Origin of the sequence: Gelidibacter salicanalis, assembly GCF_016469035.1 — a bacterium.
GTDB lineage: Bacteria > Bacteroidota > Bacteroidia > Flavobacteriales > Flavobacteriaceae > Gelidibacter > Gelidibacter salicanalis_A.
This window is the reverse complement of record NZ_JAEHJZ010000040.1, coordinates 38,926-61,905: the sequence shown is the minus strand read 5'-3', so window position 1 is coordinate 61,905 and position 22,980 is coordinate 38,926. Positions and strand designations below refer to the sequence as shown.

The 22,980-nt window shown below is 38.6% G+C and carries 18 protein-coding genes; all 18 read right to left on the bottom strand.

Annotated features, from left to right (window positions below):
* Position 1: 1 nt before the first annotated feature.
* On the bottom strand, positions 2 to 1,246 hold the full coding sequence (locus JEM65_RS16475) for an ABC transporter permease (protein WP_199601937.1): 1,245 nt from the start codon (positions 1,244 to 1,246) through the stop codon (positions 2 to 4).
* Positions 1,239 to 1,940, bottom strand: coding sequence for an ABC transporter ATP-binding protein (locus JEM65_RS16470; protein WP_199601935.1), 702 nt, complete (start codon positions 1,938 to 1,940; stop codon positions 1,239 to 1,241). Before JEM65_RS16470 ends, JEM65_RS16475 begins: the two co-directional genes overlap by 8 nt.
* A gap of 134 nt (positions 1,941 to 2,074) precedes the next feature.
* Positions 2,075 to 2,296, bottom strand: a complete 222-nt coding sequence (locus JEM65_RS16465) for a hypothetical protein (protein ID WP_199601933.1) — start codon at positions 2,294 to 2,296, stop codon at positions 2,075 to 2,077.
* A gap of 1 nt (position 2,297) precedes the next feature.
* Positions 2,298 to 2,843: a DUF420 domain-containing protein gene (locus tag JEM65_RS16460; RefSeq protein ID WP_199601931.1), complete on the bottom strand. Its 546-nt coding sequence runs from the start codon at positions 2,841 to 2,843 to the stop codon at positions 2,298 to 2,300.
* Position 2,844: 1 nt separating this feature from the next.
* Positions 2,845 to 3,603 carry an SCO family protein gene (locus JEM65_RS16455; protein ID WP_199601929.1) on the bottom strand — a complete coding sequence of 253 codons (759 nt, stop codon included), beginning with the start codon at positions 3,601 to 3,603 and terminating at the stop codon, positions 2,845 to 2,847.
* The gene (locus JEM65_RS16450; RefSeq protein ID WP_199601927.1) at positions 3,587 to 4,300 is read right to left on the bottom strand and encodes a hypothetical protein; all 714 of its coding nucleotides are present in this window, start codon (positions 4,298 to 4,300) and stop codon (positions 3,587 to 3,589) included. The genes JEM65_RS16455 and JEM65_RS16450 overlap by 17 nt, the downstream gene beginning before the upstream one ends.
* Before the next feature lie 165 nt (positions 4,301 to 4,465).
* A complete protein-coding gene (locus tag JEM65_RS16445) occupies positions 4,466 to 4,849 on the bottom strand; it encodes a cytochrome C oxidase subunit IV family protein (RefSeq protein WP_199601925.1) in 384 nt (127 codons plus the stop codon).
* 21 nt (positions 4,850 to 4,870) lie between these two features.
* Positions 4,871 to 5,848 carry a cytochrome c oxidase subunit 3 gene (locus JEM65_RS16440; protein ID WP_199601923.1) on the bottom strand — a complete coding sequence of 326 codons (978 nt, stop codon included), beginning with the start codon at positions 5,846 to 5,848 and terminating at the stop codon, positions 4,871 to 4,873.
* A gap of 146 nt (positions 5,849 to 5,994) precedes the next feature.
* Positions 5,995 to 6,576 (bottom strand): cytochrome c oxidase subunit 3, encoded by a 582-nt coding sequence (locus JEM65_RS16435; protein ID WP_199601913.1) that lies wholly within the window; start codon positions 6,574 to 6,576, stop codon positions 5,995 to 5,997.
* Between the two features lies 1 nt (position 6,577).
* On the bottom strand, positions 6,578 to 7,471 hold the full coding sequence (gene cyoE, locus JEM65_RS16430; RefSeq protein ID WP_199601906.1) for a heme o synthase: 894 nt from the start codon (positions 7,469 to 7,471) through the stop codon (positions 6,578 to 6,580).
* Between the two features lie 236 nt (positions 7,472 to 7,707).
* Positions 7,708 to 9,819: an energy transducer TonB gene (locus JEM65_RS16425; protein WP_199601897.1), complete on the bottom strand. Its 2,112-nt coding sequence runs from the start codon at positions 9,817 to 9,819 to the stop codon at positions 7,708 to 7,710.
* 174 nt (positions 9,820 to 9,993) lie between these two features.
* On the bottom strand, positions 9,994 to 10,785 hold the full coding sequence (locus tag JEM65_RS16420; RefSeq protein WP_199601889.1) for an energy transducer TonB: 792 nt from the start codon (positions 10,783 to 10,785) through the stop codon (positions 9,994 to 9,996).
* A gap of 194 nt (positions 10,786 to 10,979) precedes the next feature.
* A complete protein-coding gene (locus tag JEM65_RS16415; protein WP_199601879.1) occupies positions 10,980 to 11,708 on the bottom strand; it encodes an energy transducer TonB in 729 nt (242 codons plus the stop codon).
* A 64-nt stretch (positions 11,709 to 11,772) separates the two neighbouring features.
* Complete coding sequence (locus JEM65_RS22485) at positions 11,773 to 12,135, bottom strand: VanZ family protein (RefSeq protein ID WP_199601870.1); 363 nt, start codon at positions 12,133 to 12,135, stop codon at positions 11,773 to 11,775.
* On the bottom strand, positions 12,128 to 12,508 hold the full coding sequence (gcvH, locus tag JEM65_RS16405; protein ID WP_199601868.1) for a glycine cleavage system protein GcvH: 381 nt from the start codon (positions 12,506 to 12,508) through the stop codon (positions 12,128 to 12,130). The genes JEM65_RS22485 and gcvH overlap by 8 nt, the downstream gene beginning before the upstream one ends.
* A 58-nt stretch (positions 12,509 to 12,566) precedes the next feature.
* Positions 12,567 to 19,742, bottom strand: coding sequence for a cell surface protein SprA (sprA, locus tag JEM65_RS16400; RefSeq protein ID WP_199601866.1), 7,176 nt, complete (start codon positions 19,740 to 19,742; stop codon positions 12,567 to 12,569).
* A 6-nt stretch (positions 19,743 to 19,748) separates the two neighbouring features.
* Positions 19,749 to 20,330, bottom strand: coding sequence for a Holliday junction branch migration protein RuvA (gene ruvA, locus JEM65_RS16395; protein ID WP_199601857.1), 582 nt, complete (start codon positions 20,328 to 20,330; stop codon positions 19,749 to 19,751).
* Positions 20,331 to 20,371: 41 nt separating this feature from the next.
* The gene (locus JEM65_RS16390; protein ID WP_199601855.1) at positions 20,372 to 22,690 is read right to left on the bottom strand and encodes an NADP-dependent malic enzyme; all 2,319 of its coding nucleotides are present in this window, start codon (positions 22,688 to 22,690) and stop codon (positions 20,372 to 20,374) included.
* Positions 22,691 to 22,980: the final 290 nt, after the last annotated feature.

Below are 22,980 nucleotides of genomic sequence, written 5' to 3'. Positions count from 1 at the left end.
ATTATTCGTCTCTTAGTGCTACAATTGGTTTAATTTTAGCTGCGCGGTATGCAGGAATAAACCCTGCAATGGCGCCTGCAAACACCAAAACAAATACGGTAGTCAACGCAGTGTTAAAATCTACTTGCGGATACTTTATAAAATCGCTTTCTATCAAAGGTCCTACAAACTCTAGAAGCCCCAAGCCTGCAACGAGTCCGAAGAGTCCTGAGAACATGGTCACAAAAACTGATTCTTGCAAAATCATGCCCACAATAGACATTGGTTCAGCGCCCAATGCTTTTCTGATTCCAATTTCTTTGGTACGCTCCTTAACAATAATGAGCATAATATTACCAACGCCTACCACACCGGCAATAATGGTTCCGATACCTACAAACCAGAACACAGCTTTTATGGTATCTACTAAAGAGTATATTTTACGTGCTTCTTCCAAGGTATTATTTACCCTAACGGCACTGATATCATCTGGGGCTATAATGTGAGTTTCCTTGATATCATTTTCGATGCCTAAAGAAATCTGTTCAGAAAGTGCTACCGCCTCATCAAAATTATCAGACATTTTTACAGTATACATCATACTTCTAATATCGTTGCCGCCATTAAATGCCTTTTGCGCCGTTGTAATTGGCATCATCACCTTACTTTCATCACGTTCTCCTCCTGGGTCAAAGAACACACCAATCACTTTAAAATTAATGCCATAAAGTGAAATGTCCTTTCCTATTGGATCGTCACCTTTAAAGAGATCCTGACTCACTTTATTACCAATAACGGCAACCTTTTTAGCACCTACAACATCGGAATGGTTTAAGAACCGTCCTTGAGAGATGTCTGCATTTTCGATAAATTGATTGTCTGGCATAACGCCTTGAATCCTGTAGTTCCCTGATTCATTTTTATAGTTGACCAAGCCGCCCCATATGGTGTAGAAGGCCGATTTATATTCTAAATTGTCGTTGTATTTGGTCACAACGGCGTTAAAATCTTCATTTTTGAGTTGAATACGCCGCCCAGGGTTTAAACCCTTATATTCTTTGGTGGTTACACCTGTCCAAACCGAAATGCTATTTGTAGCGTCTCGCTCAAATTGTGAGGTGACCCCATTTTGAATTCCAGAGCTAAAGCCGAGAAGAATCACCAAAATAAAAATTCCTGAGGCTACAGAAAGACCCGTCAAAAACGTACGCAGTTTATTTTTACTTAAGGTCTCAAAAATTTCCTGCCACCGTTCAATATCAAACATACTGGGACGCTCTTACTTGTTCTACGACACTATCATCAATGATGACACCGTCTTTTAAATTGACAATACGTTTTGTCATTTGGGCAATATCGTGTTCGTGAGTGACCACTAAAATAGTTTTTCCTTCATCATTAATGCCCTGAATAAGATCCATCACTTCATAGGACGTTTTCGTATCCAGTGCTCCCGTAGGTTCATCGGCCAACAACACTTTTGGATCACTTGCCAATGCTCTCGCTATAGCCACCCGTTGTTTTTGTCCGCCAGACAACTCATTGGGCAAATGGTGAGACCATGGGGCCAAACCTACTTTATCAAGGTAATGCATTGCCTTTTCTACGCGTTCTTTGCGAGGCAACCCTTGGTAATACAAAGGCAGTGCAACGTTATCTAAAGCAGATTTATAATTGATAAGATTAAAAGATTGAAAGATAAATCCGAGAAATTTGTTTCTGTAGTTGGCAGCAATTTTCTCATTAAGATTTTTAATAGGCACATTGTCTAAGGTATAAGACCCTTCATCAGCTTCATCTAACATTCCCAAAATATTTAGAAGTGTGGATTTTCCTGACCCTGAAGACCCCATGATTGATACCAATTCACCTTGTTTTACGTCAAAATTAATTCCTTTTAACACATGAAGTGAGTTGGTACCCATGTGGTAGGATTTATGTAAATCTTTTATTTGTATCATTTAGAGACCTTTAATACTACAATGTTACATAAAACAAGACGCTAAATATCTTAACAATTTGTTAAGACTTGCCCTGAACATGCACTAGTTAGACTGCTAAAGCTACAGATTGTTACAAAGAGAATAGATTTTTTTTAGGCTTTTTGCTTTCTGAAATACTTCATGTAAATGGCAATCCCGATGCCCCCCACCAGTAAATACGGAATGACCATGAGGTAGACAATACCATCATTAACGCCCTTGGCGGTAGATTGGCCGTCTTCACTTTCCAATACTGCACGACACATAGCGCACTGTGCATTTGTAGTGATAAAGGTAATAAACGTAAAGAGCATTAAAAGGACTTTCTTTTTCATTTTAAGCATAATAAGGTGAAATCATAATATAAACAATTACTCCAGATAGTGCCACATATAACCACATAGGAAATGTGATCCTTGCTATTTTTTTATGGCGTTCAATATTATTGGTGATGGCCCGCACATAAGTGATCAGAACAAAGGGGATGATAATGATTGACAGAATGATATGGGTAATTAAAATAAAGAAATAAATAGATCTCATAAGGCCTTCCCCGCCGTAAGACGTGGAGTCGCTTGTCATGTGATAGGCGACATACATCACCAAGAACAGAACGGAACAACCAATGGCGGTAGTCATCAATCTTTCATGAAGTTTGATTTTTTTATTTTTGACCGCCCAAAAAGCAACGATCAAAATTAAAGCGGTCAGTCCATTTATCGTGGCATAAATGGGCGGTAAAAATGTTAGGGGCTCCACATCAAACCCTAAATCGCGTAAGTTGACTCCAAATAAGGCAGCCACTGCTAGAGGAATGACAATGGATAGAAAAACAATCCATTTGTTATATTTTTTCTCCGCGGCTAGGTTAGTGTGCTCCATGTTATTCCTTCAATAATTTTGCAATGTCTTCCTTTAACATGGTGATTTGTTGTTCCATACCCTCTTTATCTGTTTTTTCTTCTTCAGAAATCATACCGTTGTAATAGATAATAGGACTTCCAGAGGTATCTGCTCTGGAGCGAATAAATCCGTTTTTATCAATCAGCGCAAAATTACCTGAATGCTCAAATCCGCCTTCTACGCTATCATCTTCAGCGGTGTATAAATAAAAACCATCATTGGCCAATTTATAGATGTCTGCTTGATTTCCAGTCATCATATTCCAATTGGGGTTGGTAACGCCGTGTTCATCAGCATAAGTCTTTAATACTTCAGGCGTATCGATGCTTGGCGCGATGGAAAATGATGCAATACCAAAATCATTTTCATCAGAAAACGTGTTTTGAAGCTCAAGCATGTTCGCATTCATTTTAGGGCAAATGGTAGGACAGGTTGTAAAAAAGAACTCCAAAACATATACTTTACCCTCGTAATCTTTATTGGTGATGGTTTCTCCATTCTGATTGGTAAAACTAAAAGCCGGTACTTTTTTACGTACGCCATTGAGTTCCATAAATTCTAAATCTGACAGATTTCCTGGTTTCTTTTTCGGATTGAGGTTAATGTCTTCAGTCCTACTTTCATCTCTAACAACGTCTTTGTTATTGACACGGTCTATAATTTTTGGAACGAAATAAATTCCAAACAACAGGACAATAAATGAAATCCCTACGTAAGAATAATTAGTCTTCTTGCTCATCTGTAACACCTTTTAAATCGTTAGCGCGTCGTGTTGTAGAGTCAAAGTTTCCTTTGCGTTTTTCTCTATATTCTGTAAACAACACGCGCATATCTTCACTCATTTTGTTCTTAAGGATTGCCACTTCTACACAATCATAGGATGTCAAATCGTACGCAACAACATTTGTCTCTACCTCTCTCTCTGTACGATCATCCAAACGACCACGTTGGTTTAGGTCCATATCCACAATAAACACCCTTGAGGTTGATAAATTGCTATTTAATGGACGATCTGTTTTTAAACTGTCAAAAACACGTTGTGTGTCTTCATCAGATAGAAATACAAAATGCCAGTATTTTAAATCTTCGTGAGATTCGATTTCTTTTTTGAGCAGATCAAGATTTCCTTTAGCTTCAGGAGATACTACAGCAATAATTTGGAATTTTTTAAAACCTTTAAATTTATCGTACACCAACTCCTTTAAATTAGACGCTGCAATCATATTTTGCAGCGGATCCTTTCCAAAAAAAGCCAATACTGTAATATGATCTTCTAAAGCATAGTCACTGAAGGTTTGAATGTCCTGTACATTTTCTTTTACAATATCAAGGGCATTGTAATTATGTCTTGCAGGAAGGAGCATCAGAAGGAAGCCTACGGGAAGAAAAAACAGGATCCCCAGCACTGTATACCGTATAACAAGTTTTTTATCCATTAGAGATGATTTGCATGATTTTCTGTTCTTGAACTTAAATATGAGATTCCGGCTACTAAAACCGACCTGAAATACAGTTGTGCAAAAATAAAAAAGACGGTTGAAATAACCGTCTTTTTATATATGTTTAACACTTAAATGCTACTGTTGTTACAGTAAGCTAATTTAAAAATCCGTTTTTACAAATCCCGTTGCGAAGACGTGTTCAATATAGCCGCCTTCTTGCAATATAATAAACATCAAATAGGCTATTAGAAACACACCTGTCCAGACAATCATACGTCTAAAACTTGGCAATTCATCTCTCATGTGCATAAAATCCCAAGTAATATAATACGCTTTAACAAGGGTTAGGATAATGAAGATCCAGTTTAAGGCTTTCATTCCTAAAACTTCAACCATTAAAATTTCAGGTTTATAAATACCTAAAACAACTTCAATTGCGGTCACTATGGATAAAAAGATCAAAACCCCCCAAATTTTCTGGGTATTGGATTTAAACTTTACCAATCCTCTAAATATTTCTAATTTATGTGCGTCTGTTGCCATGTTTAAAATATGTTATTCAAGTTATACTAGGTAGAAGAATGTAAATACAAACACCCAAACTAAATCAACGAAATGCCAATATAATCCAACTTTCTCGACCATTTCGTAAGATCCTCTTCTTTCGTAGGTTCCAATGAGCACATTAAAGAAAATAATAATGTTCAACATAATTCCAATAGAAACGTGAAATCCGTGAAATCCTGTGATAAAAAAGAAATAGTTGGCGAACAACGGCGGCCCGTATTCGTTGTGTTTCAAGTTAGCACCCTCAACGATAGTCTTCCCTTTGGTTTCTAACTCTCTAAGAGATTCACTGCGGGATAGCATGGTTTTATGACCATCTTCACCCGTATAAGTTGTTCTTACAACAAGTTCTGGATTGGCTTTAAAGCCCGCCAAAACCTCTTCAAACGTATAACTAGGCAATGCAGTTTCACTTGTAAACCACAAACCTGATCTACTGATGTGCTGTTCACGATCTGAACCTTGTGAAATCGCAAAGTCTTTTAATGCTACCTGGTTCCCATTACCATCCATAACATGGAGAATATTACCCCCATTAGTTGCAACTGCACCATATGTACCCTTGATAAAAGTAGACCACTCATAGGCCTGAGATCCTACGAAAATCAACCCTCCTAGGATGGTTAAGAACATATATAAAGTTACTTTAGCTTTATTTTTATGATGTCCGGCATCTACTGCCAAAACCATAGTCACAGAAGACATGATCAAAATAAAGGTCATAAAGGCCACAAAAATCATCGGATAGTTACCGTGAATAAATGGGACGTGCGTAAAAACGTTATCGGCTATGGGCCAAGAATCAGCAAATTTGAATCTTGAAAATCCGTAAGCGGCTAAAAAACCAGCAAAGGTTAAGGCATCTGAAGTGATAAAAAACCACATCATCATTTTGCCATAACTAGTTTTTAGGGGTTCAGTACCTCCACCCCAACGCTTGTTCTCGGCACTAGGTTTCACGACAGTCGTATCCATATGTAGTGATTAGTTGTTTTAATTTAAAAAGTTGCACAAAAATAATCATTTTATTGATCTAAAGAAACATCCCCATTAAATTTTGAGGCACTCTATCAATGATTATTGCTGTTTCGGTGTCATCATCCTGGAAAAAAAATCAGCAATTATCTTACAAAATATAAAAATAAAAAGAGATATACCCATAGTATATCAATAAAATGCCAAAATGTGGCTGCCAGTTCGAGACCGAGCATGTGTTCAGCCGTGTACTTCTGTTTAAAATGATTATAAATAACAATCAAAATACAAACCAGTCCTACAATGACGTGTGCAATATGCACCATAGCAATTAAATAGATGTAGGACATGGTCACATTACTGGTAGGACCAGTAAAATTATAACCCAAATCAATGATTTCTTGAAAGCCCAAAAATTGGTTAGCAATAAACGCAATACCCAACCCCAAGGTTGCAAACAACCATACTGTTGTCAGTTGCCGGTTATTCTTTTCGAGCGCTTTTTTGGCCAAAACAAAAGTCAAACTACTCAGCAGGACAACAACGGTGCTAATAATAAAGGCATTTGGCAATTCAAAATCAACTAGCCAGTCTTCTCTACTACTGCTCACCACAAAAGCACTTGTCCAACCCGCAAAAGACATGATTAAAGACACGATGCCAAACCAGAGCATCATTTTTTTGGCTCTGCTATTTTTCTCTTCGAAAGTTCCTTGTGTTAAGTCCATTTTATCTTATAAATTTATCTGCAACATAAACAATTTGTAATAAAGTGATGTAAGATACACTTGCAATCATTAATTGTTTAGCAGCTATTGCTGTTCTCTTTTTAAATAATTCTAAGGCGTAATAGATCATTACCAAGCCTAAGGCGAAGACCACGACCGCTGCCACGATAGACAATTTCAAATCTCCCGTTACTCCAAACGCTGGAATGATAGACACTAGAACTGTCCAGATGGTATACCTAATGGTCTGGGTAGCGGTACCCTTATCGCGCTTTCCTGTAGGAAGCATGAAAAAGCCTCCTTTTTTATAATCATCGAATAAAAACCAACCGATTGCCCAAAAATGAGGGAATTGCCAAAAAAACTGAATAGCGAATAAGGTTCCAGGCTCAATTCCAAAATCATTTCGAGCGGCAACCCAACCCAACATAAAAGGAATCGCGCCAGGAATTGCACCTGCAAATACAGAGAGTGGTGTTTTGGTCTTTAACGGCGTATAAACGCTGGTATATAAAAATATGGAAATGGCGCCATACATGGCGGTGCGTGGGTTAATGACATACAGTGTGCCAATCCCTAATATTGTAAATACTACTGCAAGCGTAAACGCCGAATTAACCGACATACGGCCAGCAGGAATGGGCCTATTCTTTGTACGGTCCATAAGCGCATCTAAATCGCGCTCAATAATTTGATTGTAGGCATTAGAAGCGCCCACCATAAAATAACCGCCAAAGGCCAACAATACAATGGTGCCAAAGTCTATAGATTCTGCACCTAACAGATACCCTGCTATGGCTGAGAAGACCACACTCAATGACAATCTCATCTTAGTTATTTCTTTGAAATCAGAAATAATAGAGGCCTTTGGAATTGAAGTTTGTGTGGTTGCCAATTGGTCTTGTATTTGTCACTTTTAAATGCGAGTGCAAAGATACTTTGAAAATTGGTTTTGAGCAATTCAATTACAGAATAATTAAATTTCAATACCCACTTGGAATCACCTCACTTGAAAAGTAAATTTTCAACCTAAATCAACATTCCATATTTTGATGATGACCTACAAGACTATTACATCTCATCATTTCTTTCTGTGGTCCGTCATCTGAAAATCACAAATCAGGCAAAGGGTTAATAATCAAAATACCAATTAAATAAGTCGGTTTTGAGTCCGAGATTAAACCACACCGTACTATTGCTAAAGGTAGTAGCTGTATTGGCTTCCGGATTGAAGTTTCTAAAACTGATATTGGTAAATATTTTTAAATGACTTACGGGGTTAATGACATATCCCGCTTGTAGTTCTGCATTAAAGGTTTTGGTGGTATTGCCCTGTCCAATCTTTACACCTGAATCAAATGGACGCTCATTATAATTTCTATAAATATCCCCTCCATAACTAAAATTATCGGTACCATCATTGAAATCAAATCCACGGGTACCGAAGATAAACTTTGCATCGGCAAACCAACGTTGATAATTGTAGCGTCCAATGGCAATAAACTCTCTAAAATTAGCGCCCCATAAATGCGCCATGGGCTGATTGCTATGAGCATAATTATTGACAATGGTATTATGGGAGTAGGTATACGGACGGACTTGATTGTATTCCAATTGCAACATCAAATTATCTACTTTAAAGGCATCATAATATTTAACTCCCAATTGATATCCAAATTTATTTTTCCAGCTTTTATTTTGGTCTTTGATATCGCTCAATGAAAATTCGTCCAGAATAAACTGTCCGTACAAATTGATTTTATTGTTCCATTTGTATTTTGCAGAGGCCCCTACAATGGCATTTCCTGACCCCTGACCCGCTTCAAACTCCACCGCTCTAAAAAAGATGATCGGATTGAGGTAATTGACATCAAAGCCCCTACCGTTAGTATCTGTCCACATTACCGACTCAAAAAGTCCGATATTTAAGCGTTTGGAAACGTTCCAGCTCAAATAATGGTTCGCCATATATTTCGTCAAAAACGCTTTATCCTCCACCACAGCATCGCGCACGTCACGTAACCACATCCAGGTATTGGTGTATTTAATTTTCCAAAATTTGGTATTTAACTTTAAAAACGTCTGCGGATTTGCCACATCGCTTTGCAATAAGGAACGGTAGCCGTCACCTATAAAATTCTTTCCATGACCAAATTGCACATTGATAAATTTGGCTGGTGCATAGGATAAATAAGCTTCCGCCACAGGATAATCATATGCATCATCTTTAAAGCGTTTGGCAATGCCACGTCCGGGAATAATGGCGGGATCAGGACCAAAGGCTTTTAAACGCTCTGCATACTGATTATAATATTGCGCAAACCGGCCTTGGCTTTCAAATACAGAAGCTGAAAAGCTAAATTTCTTGCCCAAACCGCCCTGAATATAGATACCACGTGTATTATTAAAGGTGGTAGAAAAATCAGCATCGGTATCTTTGCCTACTTGTAAATCGAGTACCGGATCAATTGTAAACCAATAATCTGCTCCTTGTACCTGCACCAAATGCTCATCCCACAACTTCCGGCTCCACCATGCGTCTGAACCTTTCACAAGGGCTTCTTTTTCCGCTTTAAAGTCGTAATAAGGCGCAACATCTTCATATACAAAGGGTTTTGCCGCAGTATGGCTATTGGTCCCTAAGCCGTTCATTTGGCCATCAAACCGCGAATAATAGCGGTGGGTAAATGGAATGTTTAATTGACTGCTATACTCCAGACCTTGATATGTTGTGATGGCTTTGGTAATGCTATCAAATTCATTAGAGACAATAGTATGGAGATCCGTAGCTTTTTTAATACTTTTTTCTTCTTCTATAGTGCCACTGCTCATGACCTCAGGATTAACCAACGGAATTTTTATTGCTAGAGAATATTGGTAAAATGTAGGCTGTCCATTATAAGTCCCCGGCTGTATTTTTGGCAAGGCATCAAAAACACGTATGGCTTCATCTTTTAAGCTATCGTAAATAGCATCTACATGTATCACGGTTATAACACCTTCCTTATCGACCTCAAAGAGCACTTTTACATCGCCTTTATAGCGATTATCTACAACCTCTTGTGGAACGTTAAACGTTTCAAAAATATGAAGATTGAGTTTGTTGTTAAAACATGTTTTTAATTCATCAATAGCCACATTGTCACACCCTTTAAAAACAGGAGGTTTTTCATACATTTCAATGTTTTGCGAAAAACTATTCAGCTGAATACTGACAAGAACACTTAAGAAGAAATACTTCATACACGGTTACACCCTTTATTACAGAGGAAAGATACTATTTTTTTTAAAACAGGGATACGAAATTAAAAAAGTTCAGTCGCTGTAAAATTAATCACAAAGGGTTATTAAAAGCACATCTCCTATAGAATATCTCATCGATAACTCGATGAAATTTGATGCCCATTTAAGCAATTTTTACTGCACGTCAAAAATGATGGGCAAAGTATACATTACAGACACAGGCCGATGTCTTTGTTTACCAGGCACCATTTGTGGCACTTTGGAAAGGACGCGTTCTGCTTCCTCTTCCAATTGCTCCGATGGGGCTCTGGACAAAATTTCGGTTACTTTACCTGATTCATCAATTTTAAATTGAACATAAATTTTTTGAATCCCTGACAACCCCATGTCGCTGGCAATGTTGGTATTAAACGTTTTTTTGATGAGTGCACTGAGCTTATCTGACATACAGTTTCTTCGGTCAGTATTGGTGAGCGCATCTTCACAACCTGGGTAAATTGGCACTTGTTCTACCCCTAGGATGTTGAAAATTTCAGGCTCATCGATTTCTGGTGGAGCGACAACCTTCACTTTGTCCGGATCTATAGGATCAAGATACACTTCTGGCTCGGTAAGCAGGTCTACCGGTGGGGTTTCAAAATCGTCAGGTTTGATAATAGGGTCTTTGTATAATACGATGGTCTTGCTTTGGTTGTCAATACTTTTGGGCTGGATGGTCTCCGCTATTTGAAACAGCTCTGGAGTGACCTCAGCGAACGGCTCTTCAATCTCTATTTGACTAAGCTGATAATTTTTACCCTCAAACTTCATTTCAAAAAGCGCGTACGTGGCCAAAAGCGCGAGAATCAATCCTACCTGAAAATAAAGCGTAGCGTTTTTCTGTAAATTGGCATCATGCTTTTGTGATTTCACATGTCGCCCCCTGCCCTCATCAGCAACATTGTCTGGTTTCTTAAAATTTGTCATAATATCTTTAGTTAATATGTTAATATTATGCTAAAATCACAACAAGTGTACCAAAACGAAAAACCGTTTATTTTTTTTGGATGGGATTCTTAATTTCGTGTTATCCCACGAAGTATTCTTTACCTAGTTAATAGTCTAAAATAACAAACCCCGATGCTTTTGCAACGGGGTTTTACTATTATAAATTATTTTTCTTAGTCTTGAACTTGGAACAAGATTGGCAGAGAATACGGTACTGTTACCGCTTTACCACGCTGCTTACCAGGTTTCATTTTAGGAAGCAAACCAATAACGCGTTGTGCTTCTTTTTCTAAACCAGGATGCGGCGCTCTTGCTTGAATATTAGTAATGCTACCAGATTTATCAATCTTAAAGATGACACTGATACGCTGTTTACCTGAAAGACCCAATTCTGACGCTAGGTCTACATTAAATTTCTTGTTTACAAACTGCGCAATCTTATCAGACATACATTGCTTTTTCGCATTATTTCCGCTTTCGTTTTCACAACCTGGAAAAACAGGTACATTTTCAATTACTGCGAATGGTACCTCGATATCTTCTTCAGGAGCTTCAACTACAACTACATCTTCAACTTTTGCAATTTCTTCTTCTTGATTTGTTTCAGAAGACTCAATAACCGTTTCTTCTACTTCCTTCTCATCCTCAACAATCTCAATTTCTTCTGGCACTGATGGTGGCGGTGGCGGTGGTGGTGGCGGTGTTTGTAACTGCTCAGTAATTGGAATTTCTTCTTCCAATTCATCATCCATATTGATCATTCCAATATCAATGGCCTCTTTATCGTACGTTTTGTAATTGATAGCCAAATTGGTTAACAATAACATCAAAGCAAGTCCTACAGCAAAATAGATAGAGCTATTTCTTCCAACGTCTGACTTTATATTTTTTTTTGGTTTCATGTGCTTAGAGTGTTTTAGGAATGCTAAAATAACCAATAATTTGTTAAATAAGCAAGGGATTCATTTATTTTAACTTTAACTTTCTATAGAAGGCTACTAAGAGTACCGCAAAAATTGCACCAAAAATATTGGCTACCATATCATAACCATCAAACGTTCTGGTGGTGGTCAAATAATTTTGAAACAATTCCATTAATACCCCATAAAGTGCTGCGGCAGCGAAGGCATATAAAAAAGCATTCTTAACTTCTAACGTATTTAGGTAATTAAACACCAACAAAGTCAATACAAAATAGGCGCCAGCATGGTATATTTTATCATCAAAGGAAGACCCTAGGGTTTGAATATTACCAAGGGTTACCAAACTTAACACCAATAATACTGCAGCGTAAGCTACAAGCAGGGCTAAAGCAAAATGTTTATGCACCAATCAATTCTTTGTAGGCATCAGCTGAAAGTAATCCGTCAATTTGAGAAACATCAGAAAGCTTTATTTTGATCATCCAACCGTCTCCGTAAGGATCTGAATTCACTTTTTCTGGTTCATCTTCAAGAGCTGAATTAAATTCAATGATCTCTCCTGATAGCGGCAAGAACAAATCAGAAACTGTTTTTACAGCTTCAACGGTTCCAAAAATCTCCTCAATCTCTAAAGTTTCATCTACAGTTTCAACCTCAACGTAGACAATATCTCCTAATTCGCCTTGTGCAAAATCTGTGATTCCTACAGTTGCTACATCGCCATCAATACTAATCCATTCATGGTCTTTGGTATACTTTAATTGTGCTGGTATATTCATTTTTGTGATAAATTTAATAGTAAAGCAAATGTACTTTTTTAAAACTCGGTAATCAAAATTAATTGCCGAAATTATAACGCAAGGTAATCCCCGATCTGATGGTAGTTTGTGGGAATGCCGTTGAGATGGCGTATTCAGAAAACGTATAATCAAAATAGAAAATGCCGGTCAAATTTTTACTAAAGGCATAATCTGCAGAATACTTTACGCCCCAGATGGTTTGACCAGAAGTTACTTGATTATCTTCTAAATCTAAATACCTGATGATGGTTTTGTTGTCTCGCAACGAAATATCCGCTTTCATGTTCAAATCTGCCTTGATAATTTGGGTAGGCCCAGCCATTTTAGAACGGATCCTCACATCTTTAATACGGTAACCTAGCCCTAAAGTATATTCGTTACCTTTAATTTCAGTCAACAAATTATTATCAAAACTTAGAGAAAGGATTCTGTCCTTTTTAACCTCGGCCAAAATCTTAACGGAACTTTTCATCTCAAAATCAAATTTTACCAAGGGGCTAAATTGTTCTTCTAAGTTGATATTGCTGAACAAGGTTTTGTTTTTGAAATTTCCGCCCTGATCTAGCGCTTCCGGAGTACTTTCGTCATAATCTAAATTGGTACGGAATTGATTGATGGTATACCCGGAACGATAGCCGTGAGACACTGAAAAACGCTTAAATTTATCTTTAAACCATGGCAAACGCATCAAGCCTGTATACTTTAAAGTCCAGTTAGGAATTGGAATATCCCTGAAAGCACTCAGTTTTACATTATCAGGATTAGAACCTTGGTATGCCGATAAAAATGCTGGCAATAACACCGCTTGATTATTCTTTCCGAAACCAACTGGATACCCTTCTTCATCCGTAGGGTAAGCTGTATTACCATAAAAGTCTTGTGCCAAACGCCTTGCAATTACCAATCTATTGGCTCTAAAATCATTAAAAGGAGCAGATTGCAGTTCATCACTCGGACTAAACGCCGTTTTAATAAGCGCTGTAGAGATATTGAAATTACCAAACGAATTTGTAATCAAAGAATTATAAACATCACTCAAGCCATTATTATTAAGGTCTATAGTATTAAAATTCTCATTGGTGTTTTCAGAATACATTCTGCTCCCAATCAGATCAATCTTCAAATCTTTAATGACTTCAAGATTAGCCGAAACATCCAAAATCCGGTTGGTCACCTCTGTGTACTGCTGGTTAAAATCTGGGTAAACCGTCAACCACCCATTTCTGGCAACTAAATCTCTAATGTCATTTTGGCTACCAAACGTATATCCAAAAGTTGGTTTCATCGTACCAATAAATCCAGGCGTTCTTAAATACCCCGGTAAATAAGTACCGTTATTCTCGCTATAGTTAATTTGTACACGTTTTACCATTGTAACAAGATCTACAAAGGTATTGAACGCCTTTGCATCTGATTGTTCTATTGGGGCATTATCTGACGGGCTCTTTCTTTCAAGTCCCCCAGGTGCAGGCGTTCGTCTTTGCTGTGCTCTATTCTTATCTTCCTTTCTCACCAACCCCACATATTTGTAAAGGGTTTCCATATTGAAGGTCGAATTGATATTATGGGTATTGGCGTTTTGAATGGAATTTCCTAAGTTATACGTCTGCGTTGTTTCAGTATTTTCATCAAATAATGGTAAGTTATTATTTAAATCAGAGCCTTTTTGCCATTGGAAATCGCCGGTATAGGAATAGGTGGCTTTTAAGAAACTAAACGTCGGAATTTTATACAGCGGAATTTCATAGTTGAGCTGCAGTTGCTGACTTTGAATATTAGGATCTCCAAGATCAAAGAAACCATCCCACACATCTAACGTAGGGTCTTGTCTGCCGTTAATGACATCATCAACAAAATAATTTCTGACGATGTTGGTATTGTTGGCCGAAAAATTAAGATTCAAGGACTTGGTCAATTTATAATTGATGGCATATTGAAAATCGAATCTGTAATTTCTTCGGAACAATTCTTCCAAACCAATATTATTGCCCCCCAACTCAACTTCTCTAAATTTCTGTTTGTTGAACTGACGTAAAATATCTGTGTTTATGGTAAAACTGTTGGGTAACAAGTTAAAGTTAAGATCCTTTAATATCTTGGCGTACTTGCTTTTAAAAATAGAATCATTTTTAGCGAAAGGCTCATAGGTTATGGGTTCAAAGCTATGGGCGTAATTAACGCCAGTTCTTAAATTTTGATCTAAGGCTTTTTCAATTTCAAAATCCCGATGGTCAACTTTATTATAGGAATAATTGAAGGTCAGATTTTCCACATCATAAAATCGTGGTTTTTCATCTCCCGTACGCTGTTTTCTGACGCCGATAAAATTGATACTCTTACGCTTGGTATAATCTTCAGATTGTTCTAAAATCTCATCCTCTTCTTCTGATGAACGTGCCGCACTAAGCCTGGAATCCAGAGTCAAATCATTATAGTATTGGTCATATTTAGGCGTGATCATTTCTTCACTTTGCGCATAGTTAAACGGCACCTGAAGTCCCCATTTTTTAGGCAACAACTGACCAAGATTGACATTGGTAACCACGTCGTACTGTTTTACATCTTCACGGCTGCGCTCATTAGGGCGCTGCTCAATACCACCAAAACCAACAGTACTCTGTCTTCCAGTCGCACTAATATCAGCAAAATCCGCAATATTGGAGTCCATGCTCAATACCGCTGCCCAACCACCTTCATTATCTAAATCAGAGAGGCGCAACTCATTAAACCATACTTTGCCACACACATTGCTGGCTGTAGTGTTATTTTTAATCCCCACCATCAACACTCTCACGTCCCCAAAATTAGGATTCCCTTTAATGGCCACACGTGTTTCTCCAACTTCAAAAGGATCGCCTGTTGACACCACTTGAGGGCCCGATGACATTACATTATATACTGTAGGATCTTGGTTAGATAGGGAACCGTCACTAATACCTATGGATTTTATTTGTTGGAGTACATCTAAGGTAATATCAATTTGGTTTTCTGAGGGCCAAACTTGGTCTCTCCCTGCGCCAGAAACTACATTTAAGGGCACTTGAATTTCATAGAAATTCTGGGTAAAATCGTTCCCCATTCTGATAAAACCAACCATTTCACCCGGATTCAATGAGCGCCCTTCCAAAGGTTCAGCATGCATAAACATTTTCAGTTTTTTATACTGACGCATGTCGATGTTAATATTTTTATAGACACCGCGAGAATCTCCACCTTCCAACTCGCACACCTCAACCACTAAAGATTGTTCGTTCTGTCTGATAATGTTGTTGTTGTTATTAAGCTGCTCCAACTCTACCCCAGGAGGCAACACATAATTACCTTCATTTTCTTGCAGTCCAATGACTCCAACATTAAAAGAAGCATCATTACTGTTATTTCCAGGATTGTTATCCAAATCTAAAGTATAACGCCTCCAATCACTTCTTACCAAATCTAAGGAGGCAAAACGCATTACGGTAGGTTGCGAAAACCCTTTAAGGTACATTCTTGCAAAACGTACTGATCTGATATCAGAAATACCACCAATGGCTCTTGTAGAGGCGTCAATTGGAATGCGGAACTGATACCATCTCACATCTCTATTATCGCCATTTGGCAAGGTGATGTTTCTGGTTTTGACATCATTGATTAAGGTATTGTTTGGGTTGTCTAAACTGGCACGTGTAATATCTACTTCGTATTCATAATAACTATCAATGGTGTTCATTGTATTATCTCTGTTAATATCCTCTACATCAGGTTGTGTAGTAGAACCTCTATTGGTGTCAGAGAAAACGTCTGGCGAGTTACCTTCCGTACCATTGTATTGTTTATAGCGGTTTAAAATATCGCCGTCAGCTTGAAGAAAATATTTGTAATTGTCATTGGACGGATCTGGTCCAAACTGGGAACCAAATTCCATAATCTCCTTATCATCATCAAAACCGTCATACCCAACATCTTGATTTGCACGCTCCGCTCCCAAACTTGAAAACGCATAAATTAAGGATTGGTTACGGGGCACTACAGATCCAAACGCGGTTGTGTTTAAACCGCTCACATCACCATTATCAGGAAGGCCATTCTCATACTGTTTTTTACCGTCCTTAAGAATGTCTTCAGAGATGTTGCCAAGGTTTAAAAGCAATTTCCCTCCTGGATTGGCCGGATTATCTAAAAATGGATCTTGCACCCAAAACTCAATATACTCAACATTTGCCTGTTCAAAATCTGTACTGGTAATTTGGCGTGTAATACCCGCCCAACTGTCCTGTGGCGATGTTAATGTATTAGGCAAATTAATATTTTGGGTCTGGAAATTATAGGGCCCTCTTTGTGCAGGATAATACGCCAAATCTAACGTGGGGATTATAGTGCTTTGTCCTTGCACCAAATCTCTCTGTGGGAATATTTCATCAATAAACACACGCCTGGTGTACAGGTTGGATACATCATCGTCCGTTATTCCGCCCGGTCTTTGGGGGCTGTAAAATATAGGATCAACGGTGTACCAATTTAGCATGGCTCTGTTAAAACCATTTTGAATACCATTATCATCTTCATTGGCACCGATGCCCAAGTTTTTGGGTCGGCTTGATAAATGCCACGCTTGGGGCGATAGTAAGTCAATGCTTCCTTGCGAACCTTCAAAATCATCAACATATGCCGTAGACTCCCCCTGAAAGTCGGTGCCTTTTGGTGCACCCGGAAGGAGGTATGCAAACTCTCCTCTTACCGACAAATTGGAAGGGACGTCCGTATCAATATTTGGCAACTTATTGACCAATCGGGTTAAGAATGGGACTTCAGTTGAATAATTACCGTTAATACCAAAAATAGTATTATTGATGGACTCCGAATTGTAATTGGCTTTTTGGGTAATTGGACGCTCACTCAAATTTAAGAATGTGGCCCCCAATACAAAATTTTCATTGAACTGATGCTCCACATTTACGCCAGCGAAACGCTTGGTTTGCTGTCCAAAAACCGCATTGTTTTCTACCGATACATTTATGGGGGTATTTGAAGCTTTAAGCGCTTGGTCTAAAATTTCGACACGACCTAATTGATAGTTGACGGTGTAGTCCACACCTTCTACCAGTACACGCCCACCGGCAGTTACTTTAACGGAGCCTCGGGGCACGTTAAAGGCACCAATGGCAATCCCGTCACTACCTGAAGATTTGTAACGCCCTTTCAACTGGAACTTGTTTTTATCGGCCTCTTCTAAAGCGGCGGTTTTTGTGCCTTTGTAAAGCAAGTCGTACACATACTTTTCCTGATTTGGGTTGGTATACGTAGGATCATTATAATCTGAAGGATACGCAGGATCAGCCAAAACATCAAAGAGATATTTCCCAAAAGGCTCCACCTTTGTGAAAATGATCTTTCCATTTTGGTTCAAAACGGTAATGCCAGGCACAAAATCAAAAAAACCATCCCCGTTTTGCTGCGGATCATTATTAAAGTTCAATCGGTCCAAATGAAACAGCCGGATTAAAGGCGTTTCTGTAATGGGTGTGTCATCAGAAGCGTCTTGGGTATTATTATCATAGAGCGGAAACGTTGTCCCCTCGACAGGTCTGATATAGTTGACTGGTGAGGCTTCCGTATAAAAAATATTCAATTTAAAGTCTTCTTGACTCAGTTGATAGGCACCGGAATCATAAATATTCTTCATCATTAAATCCCAAATAGGCTGATTCACATTTGTGATAGCACTCTTCAGCATTTTTAAGATTAAGTTATTGTTGTTGATTACCGTATTTCCAGTATTTGGATCCGTAGCCGTTCCTGTTGCCTCAACCCCATCATTGGCAAACTCTCCAACTTGGTACACTTTGTTGCCAACGGTATATTGAAATGCCACTGCCAACACCTCATCATTCAGCAAACGTTGGTTTAAGGAAATATAACCCAATTGCGTTTGAAGGGTGTAATCATAGCCCTCCACCAGCTTTTTGGCATTTTCCAATTTCCCAAAATCGAAACCTTCATTGGCTGTAATATTAATTCCTTGCTGTACTCTTGTAATATCTCTTACCGCCGCATTTAAATTAGAACCTGCGCCACCGATATTAGTAGGATCAAAGCCATTATTTTTATTGTCGGGGAGTGGGCCTGGTCGTAAGATCGTCACATCAGAGCCTACACGTTGTGATTCCCCAAGATCCTGAAATGCGGCCACGTTACGCACATTATCCGTTTGATTACTTCTATTGGTCACCCAAACTTCAATACGTGTAATTTGAACATTACTGTTGATATATGGGTAGCGTTGCAAGGCCACATCATAACGCTCTCTAAAATATTGCGCTAAGAAAAAATGCCGATTCTCATCATAGTCCCGTGCATAAAACGAAAACTCTTCGAGCGTGCCACCACCTTGAGCGACTACAGAACGCGACTGCGATTTTTGCTCAGAGAACACCGCGGTAACGCGTGTTTTTCCAAATTGTAATTCGGTTTTTACCCCAAACAAGCTTTGAGCCCCGGTAATTAGAGAGCTGTTCAGTGGCATACTGACGTTACCGACCTCAATTTTTCGGACAATGTCATCTTCAGTTGGGGTGTATTCCAGCTTGATCAAATTCTGAAAATCGAAGGTAGATTCAGTGTCATAATTGGCCGTAACCTGAAGTCGGGTTCCCACTTTTCCCAATAAACTCAAACTGATACGTTGGTCAAAATCGAAGGTAAAATTACTTCGGTTACGGGGCGAAAACGACGGATTATCTTGCTTGGTAAACAAGATCCCTAAATCCATTTCTACAGATCCTTGCGGAACAACTTCAATGGTATTGCCGCCAAAAATTGTTTCAAAGAATCCAGAATTGACGTAAAACTCCGGCAGTAGGTTTTTTTGCTGATCATCAGTGCCTTCCTTTCGACCTTCAGCAGCGTCAATCTTTTGTTTATAGTAATTTTTTAGATTTTCTTCAAGCACCAATTTTTGATATTCATTGGGCGATAAGATAAGCGGGTAATTGATATTAAAGCTTCCCACCGTTTGTGTATAGATATACCGATCAGTAATGGGATCATACGTGTATTTTGAAACAATACTGTTAGGATTGGGCATTTTGATACTACCCAATGCATGGCCCGTTTTAGTACTATCCTGTATAGGCGGTAATTCTTGTGAAAATCCAAGATAACTTATAAACAGGGTTATGACGATAAGCCATAAACGTTTTTGTGACGGTAATAACCTAGGGTTAGTTGTGCTCAAAATGGATTATAAATTTTTTAATGCCGCCTTTATAATGACTTCGACGTTGGCATCTGGTTGGGTGGCAACAATCTTCTCAACGACGCGTTCGGCTTGCTTTCTTGCAAATCCGAGGACTTCTAAAGCAGATAACGCTTCATCTTTATGAGTATTGTTTTTAACTACAGAAACTTCATCTATGTCGTACACTTTTAGCACTTTATCCTTTAAATCTAGAATTACACGAGCCGCTGTTTTTGCACCAATCCCTTTGATAGACTGAATTAAGGCTACATCGCCATGCGCAATCCCTTCCCTCACCTGTTTTGGCGTCAAAGAAGACAACATGGTACGAGCGGTACTAGAACCTACCCCGCTGACCGAAATTAATAGCTTAAAAATCTCACGTTCAGCAATAGAAGAAAACCCGTAAAGTGTATGCGAGTCTTCCTTTACTTGTAAAAACGTATACAGCTTTAGATGCTCACCCTCTGGAATTTGAGAATAGGTATGCAATGAAATATTGATATGATAGCCTACACCATTGCAATCAATTACAACATCAGTTAAATTTTTTTCAACAAGTTTCCCTTGGATATGTGTAATCATGAAATGGCTTTAGTTAAATTTCAAATGTAATAAATTTATTTTCATTGTCTCGCAGATTGCTGTTCTAAGGCTGCCTTAGTTTCCAGCTCCTTTTTTTCCTTATACTGCGCGTCAATTACGGCAATTGCGGTCATGTTTACAATCTCATCCACACTGGCATCCAATTGAAGAATGTGCACAGGTTTGCGCATGCCCATCATGATTGGCCCAATAGATTCGGCGTTATTCAGTTCTTTTAAAAGTTTATAGGTAATGTTTGCGGAATCTAAACTAGGGAATATAAGCGTATTGACTTTTTTACCCGCCAATTTTGAAAATGGAAAATTTTCCTGGAGCATTTCTTGATTGAGGGCAAAATCTGTTTGCAACTCTCCATCAACCAACAACTCAGGATTGTTCTCGTGCAAGATTTTGACAGCGTCTCTTACTTTTGTTGCTCTTGGACTCGGAGAAGAGCCAAAGTTGGCAAAAGATATCATTGCCATAACCGGTTCCATTCCGAACATTTTTACCGTTCTGGCAGTCATTTGGGCAATTGTAGCCAAATCTTCCGCTGGGGGATCTATATTGATCGACGTATCACTTAAGAACATAGGGCCACGTTGGGTCATCATCAGATTGGTAGTCGCGATACGCGTGGCGCCTTTTGCCAATCCAATAAGCTCTAACATTGGCTTTACAACGGAAGGGTAACTGCGCGAAAATCCAGAGATCAGGGCATCAGCATCACCTTCATTGACCATCATTGCCGCAAAATAATTGCGTTCTCTCATCAGTCTTTGTGCCGAATAAAGCGTTACCCCTTTGCGTTTACGTTGAGACCAATACACTTCTGCATATCTATTGCGGCGTATTTCTTCATCATCCGTTTTAGGATCGATGATTTCAACATTGGCGTCAAATTCAATTTCAGCCATTAAACTTAAAATGGTTTCCCTTCTTCCCAATAAAATAGGAATGGAAATCCCTTCGTCATACGCTATTTGTGCTGCTTTTAACACATCAAGATGATCCGCTTCAGCATATATAACGCGCTTAGGATCCATTTTTGCACGGTTGGTAAGTAATCGGACAATTTTATTATCAGAGCCCAAACGTTCCAGTAAACTATCACGGTATTTATCCCAGTCATAAATAGCTTCTTTAGCCACCCCACTCTCCATAGCCGCTTTTGCTACGGCAGGAGGCACTTCAGCAATTAAACGTGGATCAAAAGGTTTTGGGATAATATATTCTCTTCCAAAGGTTAAATGTGTTTCTCCATAAGCAATATTCACCTGTTCAGGAACATTCTGTTTTGCCAGATTAGCGAGCGCGGTCACTGCTGCCATTTTCATAGCCTCATTGATTTTAGTAGCCCTTACATCTAAAGCACCCCTAAAAATATATGGAAATCCGAGCACATTATTAACTTGGTTAGGATGGTCAGAACGCCCTGTAGCCATAATGACATCCTTGCGGGTATCTAGAGCAAGTTGGTAATCAATTTCGGGGTCTGGATTGGCCAATGCAAAAACAATAGGATTTTCTGTCATGGACAACAACATATCTGGAGAGAGAATGTTAGACGTGGATAAGCCAATAAACACGTCGGCATTGTGCATGGCGTCTGCCAATGTTTCTAGATCGCGGTGGGTGGCAAATTCTGCCTTTTCTGCCGTTAAATCTGTTCTCGTTTGTCTGATCACCCCTTTACTGTCAGTCATAACAATATGCTCGCGTTTGGCACCAAACGCTTGGTATAAACGCGTACATGAAATAGCAGCTGCACCAGCACCACTGATGACAATTTGAACCTCATCAATTTTTTTATCAGCAATTTCTAAGGCATTCAATAACGCTGCCGCAGAAATGATAGCCGTTCCGTGTTGGTCATCGTGCATAACCGGAATATCCAATTCTGCTTTTAAGCGACGCTCAATTTCAAACGCTTCTGGGGCTTTAATATCCTCCAAATTGATACCACCAAAAGTTGGGGCTATCATTTTGACGGTTTGGATAAATTCTTCAACATTTTCAGTATTGACTTCAATGTCAAACACATCAATATCAGAAAATATTTTGAAGAGCAGGCCTTTGCCTTCCATGACAGGTTTAGAAGCTTCAGGACCAATATTTCCCAAGCCTAAAACGGCAGTACCATTAGAAATTACGGCTACCAAATTACCTTTGGCAGTATATTTGTAAACGTTGTTGACATCTTTGGCAATTTCCAAACAAGGTTCTGCAACTCCCGGCGAATAGGCCAAGGACAAATCGCGTTGGGTCGCGTATTTTTTGGTAGGAACGACCTGAATTTTACCAGGTGTTGGTTTTGCGTGATATATTAATGCCTCTCTACGTTTGCTCTGCTTGCTCATATAACTTGAAATTTTGATAAGAAACAAAGGTAAGCGTTTTATGAGAAAAGATGATGGACATTAATTGGAATTACATAAAATTATTTGGATAGGAATTACCGTTAGGACATGGCGAATGTGATCTAATTATCTAATGCAAATTCCTTCTTTTTTTAAATAAAAAATAAATAGTTTTACAGCGCTATATTTTTGATATTGAACCCTTCAATTAAATTATATTTGTAAGTTATATTTTTGAATCCCCAATGTACCGATGCCTCTAAAAATTTTTATTTTTATAACTCTTTTTT

Excerpts from the sequence above, each read along its gene's own strand:
- JEM65_RS16475 (WP_199601937.1), bottom strand. The coding sequence starts at position 1,246 with ATGTTTGATATTGAACGGTGGCAGGAAATTTTTGAGACCTTAAGTAAA.
- JEM65_RS16470 (WP_199601935.1), bottom strand. The coding sequence starts at position 1,940 with ATGATACAAATAAAAGATTTACATAAATCCTACCACATGGGTACCAAC.
- JEM65_RS16465 (WP_199601933.1), bottom strand. The coding sequence starts at position 2,296 with ATGAAAAAGAAAGTCCTTTTAATGCTCTTTACGTTTATTACCTTTATC.
- JEM65_RS16460 (WP_199601931.1), bottom strand. The coding sequence starts at position 2,843 with ATGGAGCACACTAACCTAGCCGCGGAGAAAAAATATAACAAATGGATT.
- JEM65_RS16455 (WP_199601929.1), bottom strand. The coding sequence starts at position 3,603 with ATGAGCAAGAAGACTAATTATTCTTACGTAGGGATTTCATTTATTGTC.
- JEM65_RS16450 (WP_199601927.1), bottom strand. The coding sequence starts at position 4,300 with ATGGATAAAAAACTTGTTATACGGTATACAGTGCTGGGGATCCTGTTT.
- JEM65_RS16445 (WP_199601925.1), bottom strand. The coding sequence starts at position 4,849 with ATGGCAACAGACGCACATAAATTAGAAATATTTAGAGGATTGGTAAAG.
- JEM65_RS16440 (WP_199601923.1), bottom strand. The coding sequence starts at position 5,848 with ATGGATACGACTGTCGTGAAACCTAGTGCCGAGAACAAGCGTTGGGGT.
- JEM65_RS16435 (WP_199601913.1), bottom strand. The coding sequence starts at position 6,576 with ATGGACTTAACACAAGGAACTTTCGAAGAGAAAAATAGCAGAGCCAAA.
- JEM65_RS16425 (WP_199601897.1), bottom strand. The coding sequence starts at position 9,819 with ATGAAGTATTTCTTCTTAAGTGTTCTTGTCAGTATTCAGCTGAATAGT.
- JEM65_RS16420 (WP_199601889.1), bottom strand. The coding sequence starts at position 10,785 with ATGACAAATTTTAAGAAACCAGACAATGTTGCTGATGAGGGCAGGGGG.
- JEM65_RS16415 (WP_199601879.1), bottom strand. The coding sequence starts at position 11,708 with ATGAAACCAAAAAAAAATATAAAGTCAGACGTTGGAAGAAATAGCTCT.
- gcvH (WP_199601868.1), bottom strand. The coding sequence starts at position 12,508 with ATGAATATACCAGCACAATTAAAGTATACCAAAGACCATGAATGGATT.
- ruvA (WP_199601857.1), bottom strand. The coding sequence starts at position 20,330 with ATGATTACACATATCCAAGGGAAACTTGTTGAAAAAAATTTAACTGAT.
- JEM65_RS16390 (WP_199601855.1), bottom strand. The coding sequence starts at position 22,690 with ATGAGCAAGCAGAGCAAACGTAGAGAGGCATTAATATATCACGCAAAA.